The sequence below is a fragment of the Methanocaldococcus infernus ME genome (assembly GCF_000092305.1).
Taxonomy (GTDB): Archaea; AGJL01; Methanococci; order Methanococcales; family Methanocaldococcaceae; genus Methanocaldococcus; species Methanocaldococcus infernus.
In genome coordinates this window covers 975,840-996,434 of the sequence record NC_014122.1, presented here as the reverse complement: position 1 = coordinate 996,434, position 20,595 = coordinate 975,840, and the positions used below count along the sequence as shown (strand labels likewise).

Sequence of the window (20,595 nt, the reverse complement as noted above, 5' to 3'; positions counted from 1 at the left end):
AGTGCTTTCTGTTATTATAAGAGCTGGTTTAAACCCAAAGGAGTATTTTATTAAAATTGTTGTTCCTTCTTTTATTGTTTCAATTTTGTTAATTATTATTGCAATTAAATTTTTTAGTGGAGTTATTTTATATCTCTTTATTGTTTTAGCTCTTCTAATCTTAGGAGTGGCTCTTGCCTACCCTTACATATTATTAGATAATTTAAAGAATAAAATAAATGAGAGACTTCATATTTTTATAACTAAATTTGGAACTCTCTCAATTACAGATTTAAATAGAAAAGATCTTTTAAAGATATTATCTGAAGAAAAAGAAGAACTTGGACAACTTGCAGAAGAATCAAGAAAATTATATGTCTTAGTTGATAAGTGGAGTAGATCCTTAGCTGAAGCCTGTAGGTTTTTAGCTCAAAGAACACCAAGTCCAGAATTTGCAGACTTTTTAGATAGGTTAGCTTTTGCCTTAGATAGTGGAGAAGATCTAAAAGAGTTCTTAATTAAAGAGCAAGATATTGTTATGGATGACTATGAAGCTTTCTATAACAGAGTGTTAAGATCTCTTGATCTATATAAAGAGCTTTATGTTAGTGCTATGACATCTATCTCATTCTTATTAGCATTTGCAATTTTAGTTCCATTTTTAATGCCTTTTAGTTTTATTTTTATGGCTGTAGCAGGAGTCTTTTTATTTATTGTTACTGAACTTTTAATTTACATTGTTATCAAAGGTAGGTTACCTTTTGACAGGCTATGGCACACTGGAGAGAAGCCAACAGATACTGATAAGAAGTTAAATAAATGGTTAAGGATCTCTATATTATTAACAGTGTTATTAGGGGCTATTTTGGGCTATGCTTACTATATTGGATTACAACCAATAGCTAAAATTCCCTATCAAATTTTAGTAGCTATAGCTTTTACACCTTTAGCTATTTGTGGAATTATTTCTCATATAGAAGAGAGTAAGGTTAAAAGAAAAGAATTTGTCTTTCCAGAGTTTTTAAGATCTTTAGGAAGCTCTGTAGCTGCCAAAGGAGGAGGGTTAAAAGAATCTTTAAAATATTTAACCTTACATGACTTTGGCCCTTTAACAGAAGATTTAAAGAGGTTATATAAAAGGATAGCTCTTAGTATTGATTCTAATAAAGCCTGGAGATACTTTGGTTTTGAATCTTGTAGTTATCTAATTCAGCTATTCTCAGATATGTATGCAAGATGTACCTACTTAGGAGGAGATCCAAAAATAGCTTCAGAAATTATAAGTAAGAATTTTAAAAGAATTATTCAGCTAAGAAAGGCAAAGTATCAGAGTGTTCAGCAATTTGTTGGAATTGTCTATGGTTTAGGTGGAGGTTTAGCCTTAGCTCTTTTCTCATCTCTCTCTGTTTCCAAAGCAATAAGTGATATATACAACTCAATGAATATACCTGAAACAGTTGTTAATATTATTCAAATTCAGCCTATAACTAATGCCCAACTTGTTGAGTATATATTTTTTATTACTCTAATTATTTATTCAGCTTTTTCTGGAATTTTGATAAAGACTATGGATGGTGGACATAAGTATGTTGCATTTTTACACTTTGTTATCACTCTCTGGATCTGTGCAGTAGTAGCTTATATAACAAAGATGTTAGTCATAAAGCTCTTAGGTACAGGAGTTCCAATCTATTAAATCCTTTTAATTTTAGAAAAGGTTAAAATTAGAATTAATATAGGGATTATTTCTAACCTACCTAAAATCATTCCAAAAATTCCAGCTATTTTTAATATTGCTGGAGAATTTATATTAACTACTTCCAAAGATAAGCCTATGTTAGAGACAAAAGAGACAGAGTCAAAAAGAGCTTTTAATGGAGAGGTGTAAAAAGAGAATATAAAAAATAATGTAAATGAGGAAAATAAGTATAAAATAAAGATTGTGAAAGCTTCTTTAACTATTTTATCATCTAATTTAAGATTACTAAGATATTTGGGAAAAACTGTATTTCTTGGATAGACTATTTTTTTAATTTCATAGTAAACTATCTTCAAAATAATTAAGAATCTTAATATCTTAACCCCTCCTGTTGTTGTTCCAGTCCCTCCTCCAATGAACATAATAAAGATTAATAGTATTAATGAAGGTTCTGACAACTTTGAGAGATCAAAAGTTGAGAAGCCTGTAGATGTTAATGCTGATGTCACTAAAAATAGAGAATCTAAAAAATTAATCTTATCTTTAAAGCAAATAAATAAAGAGCTTAGCAAAATTACAAGGAGAGAGTATTTTATTTGACAATCCAACTTTAACTTCCCAGACAGTATTTTATAGTGTGTTGAAAAAGAAACTACACCTCCAGCAAGCATGATAAGGATCATAAAGAGCTTAGCTAAGCTATTGTAAGGAAAGCTTTCATTGCTTAAACTCATTCCTCCTGTACAGATGCCTGTCATGGTTAAGTTTAAACTTTCCCAAGGAGATAGGCCAGAGAGGTAGAGAAGGAGAATCCCAACAATAGTATAAAATATATAAATCCATATAATAGTTTTTATAGTACTCAAAAATTTGGGTAAGATTTTCTCCTGTCTTGCCTCCGAGAGGTAGAGATGAGAGGCTAAGTTAGATAAAACTAAGGAAGAGAATACTAAGATCCCAACTCCTCCAATCCACTGCTCTAAGCTTCTCCAGAATAGTATTGATTTATCCACTACATTTAAATCTATAATTAAACTCATTCCTGTTGTTGTCCAAGCTGATGCACTCTCATAAACTCCATCAAGATAGGAAAAGTAGGGAATTGAGAGATAGAAAGGAATAGCTCCAATTAAAGAGGCCAAGATCCAAGAGAGGGAAGAGACACACATACAATGGTAGAGCTTAACCTTATAAATTTTTGTAGTTTTCAACAATATTAAGGATATTAGAAAAGATAAAAGAGATGAAATTATAAATGGAAAGGGATTTTCTTTAAAATAGAAGGCTACAAATATAGGAATTAGAGAGATTAAAGAGATAATTAAGCTTATTCTTCCAAGGATGTTAAGGATTGTTGAGATATCTTTATAAGTGATCATAAGCTTTCCTCTAACACATCTTCTACCCTTCCACCTTCCATTTCTAAGATTCTCTTTAACTTTTCAGTTATGATATTTAAGCACTCCTCAACTGTCTTACTTATATTAATATTCTCAACTACAGGAATTCCCTTTTTCTTAGATGTGACAACTAAATATTCATTTATAATCCTTATTATCTTGAAGTGTCTTAAATATCTTTCAGTTGGCCTATTGGAAACCTTTCCTCTAGCATAAAATCTCATTTTATGTAACTTCTCATCACTAACTGTTAAAGTTATAAAAATAACATTTGGACTTTCCAAATACTTATTACTTATTAAAGAAGGAACTAAGTGAGTTCCCTCAATAATAACACTTTGTCCTTCTAATAAGGCTCTATCTATAACCCCTTCAACTCCAACTAAAACAGATTCACAATGCCTCTCAAAGCCAATGATATACTTTTTTTCCTCATCTTTAATCTCTTCCCTTAGCACTTTCCAAGCTGTATAACTTGACTCATACAGTGTTGGAACCAACTCTCTTGAGATAACTTTTCTCATCACTTCCCTTATAGAATCAGTTCCTATAACACTTGATATTCCCAACCTTGAGGCTAACTCAAAGGCTATTGTAGAGGTTCCAACTCCAGAGGCCCCACCTATTAAAATAGATATTGGCTTTTTATTTAGTATGGCTCTCCATAGTAAATATCTTTTAGCTATTTCTTCATAGTTCTTCTCTATTAAAAAATAATAAACCCTTCTCCTTAGCTCATCTTTATCTATCTCCTTTATATTCTCTTTTTTTAGCATCTCATAAATTTCAAGGGCTAATTTATAAGCTATACTTGGTTTCAAGCCAGCTGCTGTTAGAGATCTTGCTAAGATCCCCTTGGAGAAGGGCATTTTTATCTTTTTTCCTATAACTATGATATCTTCAGAGTTCATCAATCTCTACCTTTTCAGCATTATATAGCTTTTTAGCTCTCTCAAATAAGAGATTGTCTTTTTCATCCTCAACAACCACATATATCTTATTTGGCTTATACTTCTCAATAAATCTCTCTATATTCTTCTTAGCCATCTCCACCTTCTTCTCCAAAGATTTTAGAGCACTCTCAGGCACTCCAATTTTTTTAAAGTCTTCAATGTCTAACAAACCTTCAGTACAGACAACCTTTAAGTTTTTATTTTTAGACTTTAACTTTTTGAAGAGTTTTCTATTTGAAACTATATAGAGTGAGGATTCATCAAGCTCTTCCTCTTTATAGAAGGAGAAACCAAAGTTTGATAAAACCTTATCTAAGCTATCTTTTGCTTTAAAAATTAACTTACAGAATTCTTTAGCCTCTTCATCATTTAAATAGAACTTTGGAGATTTTTTATATAAATAGCTATCAGCCTCAATTAAGTAATGTATGGCCTTCTTAAACTCTTCAGTGTTAATAGTCCCAGCTCTTGCCTCATTGTAACTTCTTCTCTCCTCAGTTACTTTTCTCCTTGACAGTAAGGTTATTGTCTCTATCCCCTTCTTTATTAAGCTCTTTTCTCTCATTTTCTAACCTCTCCAGCTCTTCAACTAATAAAAGAAGGAATGTTCCAACATCTGTAACCACACCAATAGCTTGAGAAGTTCCTCTATCCATCAGCTTGGTTACAACAGATTGGTTTATATCTACACAGACAGTTTTAACCCATGAAGGAAGTAAATTTCCAGTAGCTATGGAGTGTAACATAGTGGAGAGCATTAAAACCATATCCCTACCTTTTAAAAGCTCTCTCATCTTCTCCTGAGCTTCAACCACATCAGTTATAACATCTGGCAGGGGCCCATCATCTCTAATACTCCCAGCTAATACATAGGGAATATTGTTCTTTATGCACTCATACATAATTCCCTCTTTTAAAACTCCTCTTTCAACAGCATTTTTTATACTTCCTTCTCTCATTATAGTATTTATAGCCCTTAGATGATGGCTATGCCCTCCAGGAACGGGCTTTCCAGTTTTTATATTAACTCCTAAGGATGTTCCATATAAGGAGAGTTCAATATCATGGGTAGCTAAAGCATTCCCAGAGAAGAGAACTTGAACATAACCCATTTTTATTAGCTTTGCCAATGCATCCCTTGCCCCTGTATGAACAACAGCTGGACCAGCAACAACTACAATTCCTCCCTCTCCAGTTTTTCTAAATTTCTCTCTAATTTTATACATCTCTTCAGCTATCTGTCTAATAATAGTTTTTTTAGGCTTTTCTGAGGAAGCATCAGACTTCATAAACTCAAAAACTCCCTGCTCCCTTGGCTTCTCTGGAGGAATTACTCTAACCCCTTTATGGCCAACAACTATTAAGTCTCCTTTTTTTACTTGCCTTATAGTTTTTACTTCAGCTCTCATCTCTTCAGGGTAGACTACAATAACCCCATCCATCTTTTGATTTTCAACCTCTATCCACTCCCCTCTAAATCTAATAAATGTCTTATGGTTGGTTGTTGAGTAAAACCCTTCTGGTAAAACCCTATCTCTCTCAGCTGGTTTTAGCTCAACCTCCTCTATTTCTGGAATCTCTGCTCCTAAGTCTCTAAGCTCCATTAGAATTTCATCAACATGCTTCTCATCCTTTCCAATAACCAATATCTTAGCATAACTTGGATCAGTCTTTTTCTTCCCAATTTCAAACTTTAAAATTTTATAATCTCCACCCATATCTAAAATTTTATCAAGAACCTTAGGAAGGATTAAGCTATCTATAATATGACCCCTTAACTCAATCTCCCTCATGAACAAATCTATCACCTATATAACACATCATCACACTTCTTTTCCTTCTCCATGAGTTCTTTAACCTTGTGTATATATGTAGATTTTATATAGGCATTTGAGATTTCATCAATCCTCTTTAAGGCTTCATAAGCCTTAGCCTCTTCAAACCATGAGCCTAATAAAAATAGGGAGAAAAGAAGTTTTTTAGTGTCCTCTTTAAACTTTCTATATAGATATTCAATAGCCTTAGATGGAACATTAGTATTGTAAGCATCTCTAACAGCTAATAGAACCTCATCAGCTTCCTTATCAGTTAGATGTAAAGCCTCATGAATCTTTGGCTTTTCATGGTTGAAGGAAAAGTCTTCTATAAAAGCTATAAACTCCTTTACTTTCTCAATATCACAATCTTCAAACTCCTCTATTTTCTGATACTCATCATTAACCTTCTTCTTTAAGAAAACTTTATTTTTCTTAATCTCAACCTTATAAACTTTATCTAAATACTTAATATAGTAGAGATTTTCAGACATCTTTAGGACTTTCATTTTCATCACTCAATCCCAATCATTAATAAGAGTTCTCTCACAATCTTAGCAGCAGTTATTGAGGTTATGTCATTTACATCATTGGGAGGAGAAACTTCAACAACATCAAATCCAACTATTTTATCACTAACCTCTTTTAACATGTAAAGAGAGTTAAAAAGCTCTCTACTTGAAAAGCCACAAGGCTCTGGAGTTCCAGTTCCAGGTGCATAGGCTGGATCAAGGACATCTATATCTATAGTTAAATAGATTGGTTTATTTAGTTCTTTTATATATTTAATATCTTCTTCACTCAAAAGTCTTCTTTTTAGATAAATATTATGTTTTTTGGCAAAGATCCACTCCTCTTTATCTCCACTCCTTATGCCAAATTGCATTATCTCTTTATTGATCTCATAAATTCTCCTCATGACACAGGCATGAGATAAGGGATTTCCTAAGTACTCATCTCTTAGATCACAGTGAGCATCAAATTGAATAACAACCAAGTCTTTATAAAATTCTTTATAAGCCTCTACTATAGGATAGGTTATAGAGTGCTCTCCACCTAAAGAAATAACCTTTTTCCCATCACTTAAGATACTTTTTACAGCCTCTTTTATCATCTTAAATTTCTCTTCCTGAGAGCCATATAAGTCAAGATCCCCCAGATCACAAAAATTTATATCATTTAAATCTCTCTCCAATTCTGGGCTATAACTTTCCAATCCCCAAGAAACTCTTCTTATACTTAACCCCCCTTCCCTTGACCCTGGCTTAAAGGAAGAGGTTTCATCATAGGGAATTGAAACTATAGCTATGTTAGAACTTTCATAATCTTTAGACAGCATAAACTTAGAAAAGTCTATGAACATCTCTAATACTCACCTCTCACTCTTTAAGTTAAATTAAATAAGAGCTCTTTAACTTTTATAATCTTAGCTTAAAATTAATAAAAAGGTGAAAGATTTGAAGATATCTATATATGGAGCTGGAAATCAGAAGCTGTATTTAGAGAGGCTTAAAATTCATGAGAGGTTTGGAGGAAACCTTCTCTATGGAGGAGCAGCAATGGCTATAGAGATGGCTAAGGCTGGATATGATGTTATCTTAGCAGAGCCCAACAAAAATAAGTTAAGTGAAGAGCAGTGGGAAAAAGTAGAAAGTGCCAATGTTAAAGTTACTGATAATGATTTAGAAGCTGCAAGGCATGGTGAGATTCATATCTTCTTTACACCTTTTGGGAAGTCTTGTGACATTATAAAGAATGTTATAGAAAAGCTTCCAGAGAATTCTGTTATTTGTACAACCTGTACAGTAAACCCTCTCCTTCTGTATTATGAGTTAGAGCCAATCTTAAGATTAAAAAGAAAGGATCTTGGAGTATCATCCTTTCATCCAGCCTCTGTTCCAGGGACAGAGTTGAATCAGCACTATGTAATAGCTGGAGAAACCTTAACTAAAAAGAAGTTAGCTACTGATGAGCAAATAAATAAACTGGTTGAGCTGTGTAAAAGTATAAATAAAAAGCCTTATGTTGTCCCAGCTGAATTGGTTTCAGCTGTAGCAGACATGGGAGTTTTAGTAACAGCCTTAGCCTTATCTGGAATATTATGCTTCTACTACTTAGGTACAAGATATATAAAGGCTCATAAGGACCTGATTGAAAAGCAAATTATAAATTCTTTATATACAGTAGCCTCTCTTGTAGAGAGTTCTGGAGTTGAAGGGATGGCTAAGGCTTTAAATCCTGAGTTAGTTATAAGAGCTGCAAAATCTATGCTATTGGTTGATAAGCAGAAAGATTTAGAGTTAGCTTTAGACTTACTCTCTCAATTAAGTGAAGAGAGTTTAAGAGATATAGAAGAGGCTGAAGTTAAAGAAACCTATGTTGTTGCCACTCAAGAGTTGGTTAAAGAGATAGAAAAGCTTGGAGGAAAGAGGGTTCTTGAGGGAATGATAAGAAGAAGCCAAAAAAGATTATTGGAAAATACTTACTGTAAATAATCCAATATTTTCTCTTTAGTAGCTTAAACATTCTATGCAGTTTTGATACTATTTCTTTAAATCTAATGAATTCAATATTTACCCTTTAGACATTAGATAACAAAAAAGATTAAAATATGTTAATTTCTTGAGATTTCTTTTGGAATTTTTAGAATATGATCTTTTTTAATTTCAAATGAAACTTTTTTGTTTTCTTTAAAAACTATTTTTGGACCATGAACTTCAGAAATTAACTTAATATCTTTAAAATTTATTGTATATCTAACTAAATTGCCTAGATACTCAACATCTTCTATTTTACCAACAAAATTACCCTTCCCTATAGTTACATGTTCAGGTCTAATAAAGTAGAAGTACTTTTTATTATATTCTATACCCATACTATCAAGAATAACTTTTGAAAGTTCATTTATACTTCCTATAAAATTTGCAACAAATGGAGTCTTTGGAAATTTATATATATTTTGGGGAGTATCAACTTGCTCAATCATGCCGTTATTCATAATAGCTACCCTATCAGAGATCGCCATAGCTTCCTCTTGATCATGAGTCACATATATTGTTGTTATACCTAATGTTCTTTGGAGTTTTTTTAACTCTTTTCTCATTTTTACTCTTAATTTTGCATCTAAATTACTGAGTGGTTCATCTAAAAGGAGAACTTCCGGCTCTATAACCAGTGCTCTTGCCACGGCTACCCTCTGTTGCATTCCCCCACTAAGTTCATAAATCATATAATTCTCAAAACCCTCTAAATTTACTAAACTTAAAACATTTTTAACTTTTTCTTTTATCTCATTTGGTTTTAGTCCTCTAACCTTTAACCCATAAGCAATATTTTCAAAGACATTTAAATGTGGAAATAATGCATAATTCTGAAAGACCATTCCAACATTTCTTTTATGAGGAGGAAGGTTTGTTATATCGTCTTCATTCAAAATAATTCTACCATTATTTAGAGTTTCAAAACCTGCTATAATCCTTAATAAAGTTGTTTTTCCACAACCACTTGGACCTAAAAGAGAAATCAACTCTCTTTCACATTCTAAGCTAATATTTTTTATTACAGCCCTATCACCATAAGATTTTGAAATATTGATGAGTTTTAAAACCATGTTTTGTCACCATTTAACTTCCAAATTAAAAGCGTTCCTATTGCGGAAAGTATAGTCATTATTATTGCATAGCACGCCGCAACTCCAAATTCATAGTTTATCGTACTTTCAAACACCATCGCCGATAAAACTTTCGTATTTGGAGTTATAAGAAAGATTATTGAGCCCAGTGTTTTTACCGTTGCAATAAATGTATATATCATGCTAAAAATTATTGCAGGTTTTAGTAATGGCAATATCACTCTAAAAAATGTTTTTACTTTATTCGCCCCCAAATTTAAAGAAGCTTCTTCAATAGATTTGTCGATTTGGGAAAGTGTAGCGCATCCTATTTTGAAAGAAAAAGGTAGTTTTCTAACAACACAGTTTAAGACAATAATTAAAGATGTCCCTGTTAGTAGTAATGGAGGTCTATTAAATGCTAATAGGTACCCAATACCCATAAATGTGCCAGGAATTGCAAACGGTAGAACTGAGAGAAAATCTAAAATTCTACGTCCAAAAAATTTATCCCTTACAACTAGGTAAGCTAAAACCATGCCTAATAATCCAACTAAGACACTTGATGATATAGAAAATATTATAGTATTTTTTATTGCTAAACTTCCTTTTTTTAATGCCTCTATAAAGTGATCCAAAGTAAATACATAGTTATATCCAAAGCCCTTAGTAAATCCCGCCAAAAATACGGAAAAAAATAATAAATACACAACAATTGAAAATATAACTGCAGGTAAAGATAATAAAATTTTATGCCATTTTTTTAGAGAATATGGCCTTACTTTTAAAAACTTCTGACTGTAACCCTTGTAAAATTTGTTATATACTATAAACAAAATTAATGAGGGAATTAATAATACTACACTTAGTGTTGAGGCCATAACTGTGTTGTAGTTACCAATTATCTCAAAATAAGCAGCGGTAGCAAGTGTATTAAAGTTTCCACCAACAATAATTGGTGTTACAAAGTCAGCCATAGATTCCATAAATATTAAAAGTCCAGCACTTAGTATGCCAGGTAAAAGTAAGGGTAAAGTAACGTCTTTAAATACTCTAAGTTCATTTGCACCTAAATTTCTTGCGGCATCTTCTAAACTACTGTCAATACTCAATAAAACAGCCGATATAATTAAAAATGCTGTTGTGGTATAGTCAATTGACTGCATAATAACGACACTCTTCCAAGAATAAATATTTGGTTCTAATCCCAAAAGACCATTTGTTATAATCCCATTCCTTCCAAACAAAAATACATATGATAAAGATACCACAAATCCTGGAGTAATTATTGGCAAAAAAACCGCAATTTTAAAAAAGAGTTTTCCTTTAATATCTGCTTTAAAGATAAGGATTGAAAATAATAATCCCATAAGCAGGGATATTATAGTTGATAAACATGCAACCATTAAACTATTTTTTAAACTGTCCAGATAGTAAACATTACTAATAACTTCATAATAATATTTTAATGTGAAAACACCATTTTCATAAAAAGATTGAATAAACACCATCAATATTGGATATGCGACAAATATTGCCAAAAAAATAAATGCAAATATGTGAGGTAAAAATCTAACAATATTCTTATTACCTCTCAAAATTTCACCTTAAAAATATACTTTTAAAAAATAAGGATAATAAGAGAAAACTAAATTTGATTTATTCTGTTTTAAGATGTTGATACATCTCTTCCCACTTTCTTAATATTTCATCTCTCTTTTTACTCCAGTAGAGAAAGTCCATATCAATAAAGTCTAAATCTTCCGGGTTTGGCACTCCTTTAATAGGTTCTATATCGCCCCTCACAGGAACTCTCGGGCATGCTTTCATTAAAACTTCCTGTCCTCTCTTAGATAATACCCAGTCAACAAATATCTTTGCATTCTCCAGATGCTTACAGTTTTTTATGATAGCTACGGGTGCAGGCCACCAAATTACTTTGTTTAAGTATATGGCCTTAATAGGAAGATCTTTATTTTTCATTGGAGCTATGTGCGGATCTGGACAGATACCAAATGCATATTCTCCAGAAATGACCATTTTAGCAGGCCCTGAACCTCTCTTTGTTAAGAATGGGACATTTTCATACAATTTTTCTAAGTATTTCCAACCTTCTTTTTCACCCTTCATTTGCAATATCCCACAGATTGTGAAGTATGCAGTTCCAGAGATCGTTGGATTTGATGCAATAATTTCGCCTTTATATTCTGGCTTTATCAAATCGTCCCATGTTTTTGGCTCTGGAAGTCCTTTCTTTTTAACCAATTCTTCATTTTCCATTATACCAATTGTAACTAACGAGACGCCTGTCCAATAATAATCCTTATCAACGAACCTCTTGTCAATATATTTCACATTTGGGGATTTGTAAGGCATTAATAAACCTTCCTCTTTAGCTTTTATGAAAGCATCAATCCCTCCACCAAACCAAACGTCAGCTGACGGATTGTTCTTTTCTGCTTCTAGACGAGATAAAACTTCTCCAGAAGACATAGAGATATATTCTACCTTTATGCCAGTATCTTTTTCAAACTCTTTTGCTATTAAATCCATTCCACCGTAGGCAGCATAGACTGTCACTACTTTTTCTCCAGTTTCTTCTGATTTTTGCTTGCCAACACATCCACAAACTAATATTACAGAAATTAGAGCTAATACAAATAAAATAGTCAGATATTTTCTCATGAATATCCCTTTATAATTTTTTTAATAAGTTATATTAAAAATCTTACAGTGAAAAATAATATTTATGTATTATTATTTAGAATTTCTAATAACTAAAGTTATAAGATCTATATATAGACATACTTCAAATTTATAAGCAAGATCTTAGTTATGGGTTATTAAGGGTTGTCTAAAAATTAAAAATTGGTTATTGTTGATTTATTACTTGATATTACTCTCATTAAAGTTTGTATGTTGTGAACTATCGATTTACATAGACACATTTCATTCTCATATCTAACGATTTTTCATTTCTATTTAGCCTATTTTTAGTTTCTAAACCGCCGAATAAAATAGAGATTTCTTCGACTAATACCCCAGTGTTTTCTTAATGGGGTTTAATTATTGAATGGAAACATTCGCAATTATTGACATGAGGTATGCCGTTAGAGTATTCTTTTGATGTATGATTAACTATTAAGTATTTAAATGTCTTTGAATGTGACTCTAAATCTTTGTAAATAGTGTATTCGTCTGTATTAATAATTAAACTATCACAATTATTAACTTCGTTAATTATCTTCCTAATTTTAATTTTGCTTAGATTCGTTTCAACAGAAGTAAACACTTTTTTATTCGCTAGGTCGTATAGAGTAATTATTGGAGGTCTTTCATGTTAATAAATTCCTCTACCCTTTCTTTTTAGACCTCTCTTTCGACTATTTTCTTTTTTAGTGCCTTTATCTCCAGTATTAACATAAAATTCATCTATTTCTAATGTTTTTCCAGTAATTTTTTAAAAGGTTGTCTTTTTTTAGACTGTTTCATAACCTCTTTTACAAACGAATGAATTGTTCTATAACCTCCCCTAATTCCTTGGATATTTAATTAATTAAAGAATTTTTTAAATTTTTGATTATATAAAACATTCCTCCCAATGACATTCGTTTTTTGGCAAATATCGTACCTGTTAAATCGTTGAAATGTCTTTTACACAAGCTACATCTATATCCTTGAATGTGTGATCTATTTCTTCCTCTACCTTTCAAAATAACATCTTTTGATCCACAATATGGACAAACGTATCCACGGTCATGTACGCGCAATTGATATATATCATTTATGATATATTTTTCTTATGATCAGGTGTAAATATTGTAATTCGGATAAAGTCGTTAAGGCAGGAAAGCACAAGTCAGAGAAATACGGAGTTAGGCAGATGTATTTGTGTAAAAAATGTAAGAGACGATTTGTTGAAGAATCTAAAGCTCCTAGATATTCCGATAGTTTTAAAGAAAAAGTTGTTAGAAGTGTAGTTTTTGAGGGTTTAGGGATTAGACAAGCCGGTAGAGTATTTAAACTAAGTACAACTACAATACTTAGGTGGATTAAAGATTTTAAAAAAACTAAACAATGCGAACAGGAAAATTAAACTTAATATGAACCAAATTCATTTAGAAATAGATGAAATGCATTCTTTCGTTAGATCTAAGGATAATAAAGTGTGGATATGGATAGCAGTCGATAAAAATACTGGACTAATCATAGCGCATAAAACTGGCGATAGATCAGACAAATCGCTTAAAAAACTTCTTAAAGAAATTCCTAAGAAAGTATTGGATAAATGTACATTCTATACCGATAAATGGAAAGCTTACAACATACTTCCTAACGAAAGACATAAAATTGGTAAGGAATATACAAGACGGGTAGAAAGAACCTTCTTAACATTTAGAAATTCATGTGCAAGATTAGTTAGAAGAGGTATTCGATATTCTAAGTCTATGGAAATGCATAATATTATTATCGATTTATTGGTATATTTTTATAATAAAGACATGATATCAAAATTTGGTACATGACCCGTATCCACTACTCCATCGGATCCTTCTTATAACTTCAATACATTCTTCATCTTTTGGAATGAATAAATTATATATTCCGACGCTCATAATTGCTATATATGAGATTACTACTTATATAAGTAACCCTAAATGAACATGAGCGCTTTTTCTTTTTACATTTTTTCCCACTCATACATTTTATTACCTCCTTAGTTATATTTCATATTTTTCGACAACCTCTGGGCAACAGAAATCTTTAGATTTTTGTCAGTATAAATAATCCAATATTTTCTCTTTTATTATATGAGTAGGGTCTTCAAACTTAGCCAACCCTAACTTTTTTCCAATATTATCTTCAACATAGCTAACAATCTCTTTAATATTGGTTGAATAATATAATCTTCCCTTTTCAATGAGATACTTATCTACTCCTAATAACTCTTGAGGATAACAGGAAACTACAGGAGTTCCTAAGACTCCAGCTTCTCTATTCATTGTTCCTCCTGCACCTATCATAAAGTCACATTCATATAGGAGAGAGATGCTATCTAAAGGCTCTGGAACTGTAGCTATCTTTTTATAAATAAGCTCTTGCTTCTTACTTCTTGGAAATGCTATAAAGTGACAATCCAACCTTTTATTTAGCTCTTCTACAATCTTAGGGAGAATATCTTTATGCCCATTACAGTAGGAAGAGTTTGGACAGGGTCTTAGGACAATATTATATTTTTCATCATCTAAATATTTCTTTACATTCTCATCTAAGCCTATTTTTAACCTTGCATTTACATTAGCAACTTCACAAACTCCATCAAACTCTATAACTTCACAAAAATTTTTAAACTTCTCCAAGTCTGTAGCTATGGGCTTTATTAAAATATTAACTAATGGGATTGTTAGCCTATTCTGGGCCTCAGCCTGTTCATTATCAACAATAAAAATAGTTGGAATGTTTAAGCCAAATGCCACCCTTGGGAGCTCAACAGAGTGTTTAGCCACAGCTACCTTTAAATTTAAATTCCTTATTAGCTTTGTTAATAAATAGATCCTCTTAGAGGAGTTAAGAAGCTTCCCAAGTAAGTCAGTTGAATGCTTTCCCACACATTTGGCTTTAAAACCATAGAGTTTTATAATATCTCTAATGTTATTTATCTCTCTAAAGGTTACAAAAGCTATATCTCTATAAAAATTTATGATCTGAGAAAAAAAATGAACATGTGGATTATTGGTTAGATCTATCCAGATCAAGGTGTTTCACCTTCTAACTTTATTGAGGTGAGAATTTGAAACTCTTTGGAACATCTGGAATAAGGATAAAAAACTTTCCTCCAGAGTTAGCTTATAAAGTAGGATTGGCCATAGCAAAATATAAAGATATTGTTATTGGCAGAGATACAAGAAAAAGTTCTCCATTGTTGGAAAGCTCTTTAATATCTGGAATCTTAGAGGGGGGAGGAAATGCTTATAAGATAAATCTATGCCCAACTCCTGTTTTAGGCTATAACTGTAAATATTACAATTTAGGAGTGATGATAACAGCCTCTCATAACCCACCAGAGTACAATGGAATAAAGATTTTTAATAGGGAAGGGCTTTCACTTAGTAAAGAAGAAGAGGAAGAGATAGAGAGAGAAATTAAAGAAGGAAAATTTAAAAAAGTTGATTGGGAAGATATTGGAGAGGTCTATGAAGATAAATTAGCTTTAAAAAGATATAGAGATTTTATTTTAGACAATGTTGAGCTTGATGGTAAGGGAAAGAAAATTTTGGTAGATTGTGCCAATGGATCAGCTTCTGTTATCTCTCCAAGTTTGATAGGAGACTTTAACTATAAAGTTATTTCAATAAATAGCCATCCTGATGGTAGATTCTTGGGAAGACTTCCAGAGCCTGATAAGGAAAATTTAAGAGATACTTGTGAGATGGCTAAGTGCTTAAAAACCATAGCTATAGCTCATGATGGAGATGCTGATAGAGCCATAGTTATAGATGAAAAGGGAAGGGTATATTTTGACAAACTCCTTATTTTGTATGTTAAATATCTCTCTGAGGTTAAGGGAATTAAAGAGGTTGTAACTACAGTAGATTGTTCAATGGCCATAGAAGAGATTGATGATATAAAGGTTGTTAGAACTAAAGTAGGAGATGTCTATGTCTCTGAGGAGATGAGGAAGAGGAAAATAAAATTTGGTGGAGAGCCAAGTGGAACATGGATACATGAATTACATAAAACTCCAGATGGGATATTAACAGGGATAAGAATTTTAGAGGTTTTAGAGTATTATAATAAAGAGCTTTACAAACTCTTGGATGAGATTCCTGAGTATATAAATTTAAGGGAAAAGGTTAAGGTTGAGGATCACTTAAAAGAGAAAGTTATTAACTACATAAAAGAGAAGGTTGGAGAAGCTGAAACCATAGATGGAGTTAGGATAAGCCTTGAAGATGGCTGGTTACTAATAAGGCCTTCAGGAACTGAGTCATATATAAGGGTTAGGGTTGAAGCTAAAACCTTGGAGAGGGCTAAAGAGTTATTAAACCTTGGAGTTAAGTTAGTTAAAGAGGGGATAAGATGTTACACATAGATGAAAAGAGGTTATTGAAGATATTTCAAGAGACTGGAAAGGATAGTTTTAAGTTGGAGGAGTTGGAGAAGTATCTCCCAAGAGAGAAAATTTTAAGAGTTTCTCTCTGGCTTAAGGGAAAGGGTTTAATTGAAATTGATGAGAAGAAAAGAGAGAGAGTTAGAGTTATAAAGAAAGAAGACTTCCCTGAGAGAAAGATAGCTAAGTACTTAAAAGAGAGGAACTTGAAGGAGATAGAGATTAAGGAACTAAAAAATATACTGAATAAGGAAGAGATCAATGCTGCCCTTGGAGCAATAAAGAGGAAAGGGATAGCTAAGATTGAGAAGGGGAAAATAATCTTTGAAAACTTAGACTATGAAGATGAGGAAGAGAGAGCTTTAAATGAAATAGATGGGAAAACTGTTGAGGAAGTTGATAAAAACTTATTAAATATCCTAAAAAAGAGAGGCTATATTGAAATAGAGGAGGAGAAAGAAGTAAATATTAAACTCACTGAGGAAGGAAAGAAACTTTTAGAGAAGCCAATAGAGATAGAAGAAGAGATTTCTCAACTAACAAGAGATATTATTATAAGTAAGAAGTGGAAAAAGGCTTATATCAGACCTTATGATGTTAAAGTTCCTACAAAGCCTATTTTCCCAGCTAAGGTTCATCCACTCACAAGAATTATAAGAGAGGTTAAGGAGATACTCTTAGGAATGGGCTTTAAAGAGGTTAAAAGCCCTATAGTGGAAACAGAGTTCTGGAACTTTGATATGCTCTTTGAACCTCAGGATCATCCAGCAAGGGAGATGCAAGACACTTTCTTTTTAAAGTATCCTACTGAGGGAGAAATTCCTAAAGAGTTAGTTGAGAAGGTTAGGGAAGTACATTTAAGATGTTGGAGACAGTTTGATGAAAAAGTTAGTAGAAGGTTGATATTAAGAACTCATACAACAGCATCATCTATAAGATATCTTGCCTCTTTAAGTGAAGAGGAGAAAAAGAAGAATCATAAAGTTTTCTGTATTGATAGAGTGTTTAGAAATGAAGCCATTGACTACAAACATTTGCCAGAGTTTTATCAATGTGAAGGTATATTAATGGGAGACAATGTTAATTTTGATAACCTAATTGGAATATTGAAAGAGTTTTTAAATAGGTTAGGCTTTGATAAGGTTAGATTTAGGCCTGCATACTTCCCATTCACAGAGCCATCCTTAGAAGCTGAGATCTATGTGGAAGGAAAAGGATGGTTAGAGATCTTAGGGGCTGGAATCTTCAGACCAGAAGTTTTAGAGCCTTTGGGAATAGAGAAGCCTGTCTTAGCTTGGGGAATTGGATTTAGTAGATTGGCTATGCTAAAGTATAACTTAACTGACATTAGAGAGCTTCATAAAAATGACATAGATTGGCTTAGGAGGGTTATAGGATGAAGATAGTTATAGATCTTGGAGGCTCCATGATAGCTCCAAGGGAAGGGATAGATAAGGAGAGGATTTTGAAGTATGCTGAAGCTTTTAAAGAGATTTATGAGATGGGGCATAACTTAGCTATTGTTGTTGGTGGTGGAAAAGTAGCAAGAGAATACATAGAGATAGCAAGAGAGCTTGGCTCAAATAATGGTTATTGTGACATGCTTGGCATTATGGCTACAAGGATGAATGCCATGCTCTTAATCTCTGCTCTAAAAGAGTTGAGTATAAAGAAAGTTCCTAAGAGCTTTGAAGAGGCTGAGGAAATTTTAAGTATGAATAAGATTCCAGTTATGGGAGGAACTCATCCTGGTCATACAACTGATGCTGTTTCAGCTGGGCTTGCTGAGTATATAGATGCTAACCTCCTTATCATAGCTACAAATGTTGATGGAATCTATGATAAAGACCCTAAAAAGTATAAAGATGCTAAGAAATATGACAGGATTAAGATAGAGGAATTAATAAATATAATTAATACTCAATCCTTAGAGGCTGGTTCTTCTTCAGTGGTTGATCTCTTAGCTGCTAAGATCATAGAGAGAGCTAAGTTAAAGGCTATTGTTGTTAAGGGAGAGCCTGAAAATATATTAAAGGCTGTAAAAGGAGAAAGGATTGGAACTATTATAGAATGAGGTGGAACATTGAAGTTAGAGGAGAGCTTAAAAAAGTGTCCTGTAATTAAGAGAGGAGAATATAACTATTTTGTCCATCCTATAACTGATGGAATTCCTTTAGTTGAGCCCTCTCTTTTAAGGGAAGTAGCTTGTAGAATACTAAAAATTGTTGATTTTAGTGAGGTTGACAAGATAGTTACAGCCGAAGCTATGGGAATTCATTTAGCTACAACCCTCTCCTTATACACAGATATCCCTTTTGTTATTATTAGAAAGAGAAGCTATGGCTTAGAGGGAGAGATTCCAGTTTTTCAAAAAACTGGGTACAGTAAGGGACAGCTTTATGTGAATGGGATTAAAGAAGGGGACAAAGTGGTTATAGTTGATGATGTCATCTCAACAGGAGGAACAATGATAGCTATTATTGAAGCTTTAAAGAGGGCTGGAGCTGAAATTAAGGATATTGTTTGTGTCATTGAGAGAGGGAAGGGAAGGGAGATAGTTGAGAAAAAAACAGGCTATAAGATAAAGACATTGGTTAAAATAGATGTTGTTGATGGAAAAGTTGTGATAAAGTGAGAAACCATGTTTAGGCCAGAGGAGATAGTTGAGACTATAAAAATGATTAAAATGGAAAACTTAGACATAAGAACAGTAACCTTAGGGATAAATCTTAAGGACTGTGTCTCAGATGATTTAGAGAGGTTGAAAGAAAATATATACAATAAAATTTACTCCTCTGCTAAGAACCTTGTTGATGTTGCTGAAGAAGTTTCTGAGAAGTATGGGGTTCCAATAGTTAATAAAAGGATAGCTGTAACCCCAATCTCTTTAATCATTGGTGGAGCTTTGAGAGGTTTAGAGGAAGATGAGAAAATAAAGGCCTGTGTTGAAATAGGGAAAATTTTAGATAAAGTGGCTAAGGATGTCAAGGTTGACTTTATTGGTGGCTACTCAGCCTTAGTTCATAAGGATTCTACTAAAGAAGATGAAGCCCTAATTAACTCTATCCCTTATATGATGGAGAAGACAGAGAGGGTTTGCTCTTCTGTTAATGTAGCCTCTACAAAGACTGGCATAAATATGGATGCTGTTAAGAGGATGGGAGAGATTATTAAAGAAACTGCTGAGAGGACAGAGAAAGCTATAGGATGTGCTAAACTTGTTGTCTTTGCAAATGCTCCTGAAGACAATCCCTTCATGGCTGGAGCCTTTCATGGGGTTGGAGAGGGGGATAAAGCTATAAATGTTGGAATCTCTGGGCCAGGGGTTGTTAGATCAGTTATAGAGAAGTTAGGAGATGCTGACTTAGGAACCTTAGCTGATCAGATAAAGAAGACAGCTTTTAAGATAACAAGGGTTGGAGAGCTTATAGGTAGAGAAGTGTCTAAAAAACTTGGAGTTAAGTTTGGGATAGTTGATTTATCCCTTGCTCCAACTCCTGCTAAGGGAGATAGTGTAGCCAACATCTTAGAAGCTATGGGTTTGGAGAGATGTGGAACACATGGCTCTACTGCAGCCTTAGCCTTGTTAAATGATGCTGTTAAAAAAGGAGGGGCTATGGCCTCTTCCTATGTTGGAGGGTTGAGTGGAGCCTTCATTCCTGTGAGTGAAGATAGTGGAATGGTTGAAGCTGTAAGAGCCGGAGCTTTAAGCTTAGACAAGTTAGAGGCTATGACTTCTGTCTGTTCTGTTGGTATTGATATGGTAGCCATTCCAGGAGATACTCCAGCTACTACAATATCAGCAATCATAGCTGATGAGATGGCTATAGGAGTTATAAATAACAAGACTACAGCAGTTAGAATTATCCCAATCCCTGGAGCTAAGGAAGGGGATGAAGTAGATTATGGAGGCTTGTTAGGAAAGGCTGTAGTTATGAAGGTTAATAAATATTCCTCAGAGAAATTTATAAAAAGAGGTGGAAGAATTCCAGCTCCTATACAGGGGCTAACAAATTAAGAAGTGAGAGA

At 33.0% G+C, this 20,595-nt stretch carries 21 protein-coding genes; 9 read left to right on the top strand and 12 right to left on the bottom strand.

Translation table 11 applies throughout. From position 1 onward, the window contains the following. Position 1 precedes the first annotated feature (1 nt). Complete coding sequence (gene flaJ / locus METIN_RS05495; RefSeq protein WP_013100501.1) at positions 2-1,675, top strand: archaellar assembly protein FlaJ; 1,674 nt, start codon at positions 2-4, stop codon at positions 1,673-1,675. Here flaJ and METIN_RS05490 read toward each other — a convergent pair. Genes METIN_RS05490 through speB form a run of 6 tightly spaced genes read right to left on the bottom strand, consistent with a single transcriptional unit; the run spans position 1,672 to position 7,208 of the window. Next, complete coding sequence (locus METIN_RS05490; protein WP_013100500.1) at positions 1,672-3,057, bottom strand: TrkH family potassium uptake protein; 1,386 nt, start codon at positions 3,055-3,057, stop codon at positions 1,672-1,674. The genes flaJ and METIN_RS05490 overlap by 4 nt on opposite strands. Then, positions 3,054-3,989 carry a 2-phosphoglycerate kinase gene (locus tag METIN_RS05485; RefSeq protein WP_013100499.1) on the bottom strand — a complete coding sequence of 312 codons (936 nt, stop codon included), beginning with the start codon at positions 3,987-3,989 and terminating at the stop codon, positions 3,054-3,056. Before METIN_RS05485 ends, METIN_RS05490 begins: the two co-directional genes overlap by 4 nt. Beyond that, the gene (locus tag METIN_RS05480) at positions 3,979-4,596 is read right to left on the bottom strand and encodes a DUF2100 domain-containing protein (protein ID WP_013100498.1); all 618 of its coding nucleotides are present in this window, start codon (positions 4,594-4,596) and stop codon (positions 3,979-3,981) included. Before METIN_RS05480 ends, METIN_RS05485 begins: the two co-directional genes overlap by 11 nt. Beyond that, positions 4,526-5,830 (bottom strand): ornithine cyclodeaminase, encoded by a 1,305-nt coding sequence (locus METIN_RS05475; protein WP_048203413.1) that lies wholly within the window; start codon positions 5,828-5,830, stop codon positions 4,526-4,528. Before METIN_RS05475 ends, METIN_RS05480 begins: the two co-directional genes overlap by 71 nt. 5 nt (positions 5,831-5,835) lie before the next feature. Next, positions 5,836-6,354, bottom strand: coding sequence for a hypothetical protein (locus METIN_RS05470; protein WP_048203412.1), 519 nt, complete (start codon positions 6,352-6,354; stop codon positions 5,836-5,838). A 5-nt stretch (positions 6,355-6,359) separates the two neighbouring features. Further along, positions 6,360-7,208, bottom strand: a complete 849-nt coding sequence (speB, locus tag METIN_RS05465; RefSeq protein ID WP_013100495.1) for an agmatinase — start codon at positions 7,206-7,208, stop codon at positions 6,360-6,362. Between the two features lie 94 nt (positions 7,209-7,302). Between speB and METIN_RS05460 the strand changes: the two genes are divergently transcribed. Continuing rightward, positions 7,303-8,340, top strand: a complete 1,038-nt coding sequence (locus tag METIN_RS05460) for a H(2)-dependent methylenetetrahydromethanopterin dehydrogenase-related protein (RefSeq protein ID WP_013100494.1) — start codon at positions 7,303-7,305, stop codon at positions 8,338-8,340. A gap of 119 nt (positions 8,341-8,459) precedes the next feature. On the opposite strand, the gene METIN_RS05455 is transcribed toward METIN_RS05460, so the two are convergent. The 5 genes from METIN_RS05455 to METIN_RS07850 form a co-directional block, all read right to left on the bottom strand. Then, the gene (locus METIN_RS05455; RefSeq protein WP_013100493.1) at positions 8,460-9,455 is read right to left on the bottom strand and encodes an ABC transporter ATP-binding protein; all 996 of its coding nucleotides are present in this window, start codon (positions 9,453-9,455) and stop codon (positions 8,460-8,462) included. After that, on the bottom strand, positions 9,446-11,053 hold the full coding sequence (locus tag METIN_RS05450; RefSeq protein WP_013100492.1) for an ABC transporter permease: 1,608 nt from the start codon (positions 11,051-11,053) through the stop codon (positions 9,446-9,448). Before METIN_RS05450 ends, METIN_RS05455 begins: the two co-directional genes overlap by 10 nt. 61 nt (positions 11,054-11,114) lie before the next feature. Further along, a complete protein-coding gene (locus tag METIN_RS05445) occupies positions 11,115-12,140 on the bottom strand; it encodes an ABC transporter substrate-binding protein (RefSeq protein ID WP_013100491.1) in 1,026 nt (341 codons plus the stop codon). A 367-nt stretch (positions 12,141-12,507) separates the two neighbouring features. Continuing rightward, positions 12,508-12,777 carry a hypothetical protein gene (locus METIN_RS07815; RefSeq protein WP_394295976.1) on the bottom strand — a complete coding sequence of 90 codons (270 nt, stop codon included), beginning with the start codon at positions 12,775-12,777 and terminating at the stop codon, positions 12,508-12,510. A gap of 226 nt (positions 12,778-13,003) precedes the next feature. Then, a complete protein-coding gene (locus METIN_RS07850; RefSeq protein ID WP_449288509.1) occupies positions 13,004-13,225 on the bottom strand; it encodes a transposase in 222 nt (73 codons plus the stop codon). Between the two features lie 32 nt (positions 13,226-13,257). Between METIN_RS07850 and METIN_RS07845 the strand changes: the two genes are divergently transcribed. Both METIN_RS07845 and METIN_RS05435 read left to right on the top strand, forming a co-directional pair. Beyond that, the gene (locus tag METIN_RS07845; RefSeq protein ID WP_449288508.1) at positions 13,258-13,551 is read left to right on the top strand and encodes an IS1/IS1595 family N-terminal zinc-binding domain-containing protein; all 294 of its coding nucleotides are present in this window, start codon (positions 13,258-13,260) and stop codon (positions 13,549-13,551) included. Further along, the gene (locus tag METIN_RS05435) at positions 13,514-13,981 is read left to right on the top strand and encodes an IS1 family transposase (RefSeq protein WP_157198825.1); all 468 of its coding nucleotides are present in this window, start codon (positions 13,514-13,516) and stop codon (positions 13,979-13,981) included. Before METIN_RS07845 ends, METIN_RS05435 begins: the two co-directional genes overlap by 38 nt. A gap of 249 nt (positions 13,982-14,230) precedes the next feature. On the opposite strand, the gene METIN_RS05430 is transcribed toward METIN_RS05435, so the two are convergent. Next, positions 14,231-15,211 carry a DUF354 domain-containing protein gene (locus METIN_RS05430; protein ID WP_013100490.1) on the bottom strand — a complete coding sequence of 327 codons (981 nt, stop codon included), beginning with the start codon at positions 15,209-15,211 and terminating at the stop codon, positions 14,231-14,233. 35 nt (positions 15,212-15,246) lie between these two features. On the opposite strand from METIN_RS05430, the gene glmM reads away from it, so the two are divergent. From glmM to METIN_RS05405, 5 genes are read left to right on the top strand one after another with little or no spacing between them, the layout of a single operon-like run. After that, complete coding sequence (glmM, locus tag METIN_RS05425; protein WP_013100489.1) at positions 15,247-16,548, top strand: phosphoglucosamine mutase; 1,302 nt, start codon at positions 15,247-15,249, stop codon at positions 16,546-16,548. Further along, positions 16,536-17,966, top strand: a complete 1,431-nt coding sequence (gene pheS / locus METIN_RS05420; RefSeq protein ID WP_013100488.1) for a phenylalanine--tRNA ligase subunit alpha — start codon at positions 16,536-16,538, stop codon at positions 17,964-17,966. Before glmM ends, pheS begins: the two co-directional genes overlap by 13 nt. After that, positions 17,963-18,640 (top strand): UMP kinase, encoded by a 678-nt coding sequence (gene pyrH, locus METIN_RS05415; protein ID WP_013100487.1) that lies wholly within the window; start codon positions 17,963-17,965, stop codon positions 18,638-18,640. Before pheS ends, pyrH begins: the two co-directional genes overlap by 4 nt. 9 nt (positions 18,641-18,649) lie before the next feature. Further along, a complete protein-coding gene (hpt, locus tag METIN_RS05410; protein WP_013100486.1) occupies positions 18,650-19,201 on the top strand; it encodes a hypoxanthine/guanine phosphoribosyltransferase in 552 nt (183 codons plus the stop codon). A gap of 6 nt (positions 19,202-19,207) precedes the next feature. Continuing rightward, the gene (locus METIN_RS05405) at positions 19,208-20,584 is read left to right on the top strand and encodes a PFL family protein (protein WP_013100485.1); all 1,377 of its coding nucleotides are present in this window, start codon (positions 19,208-19,210) and stop codon (positions 20,582-20,584) included. Positions 20,585-20,595 lie beyond the last annotated feature (11 nt).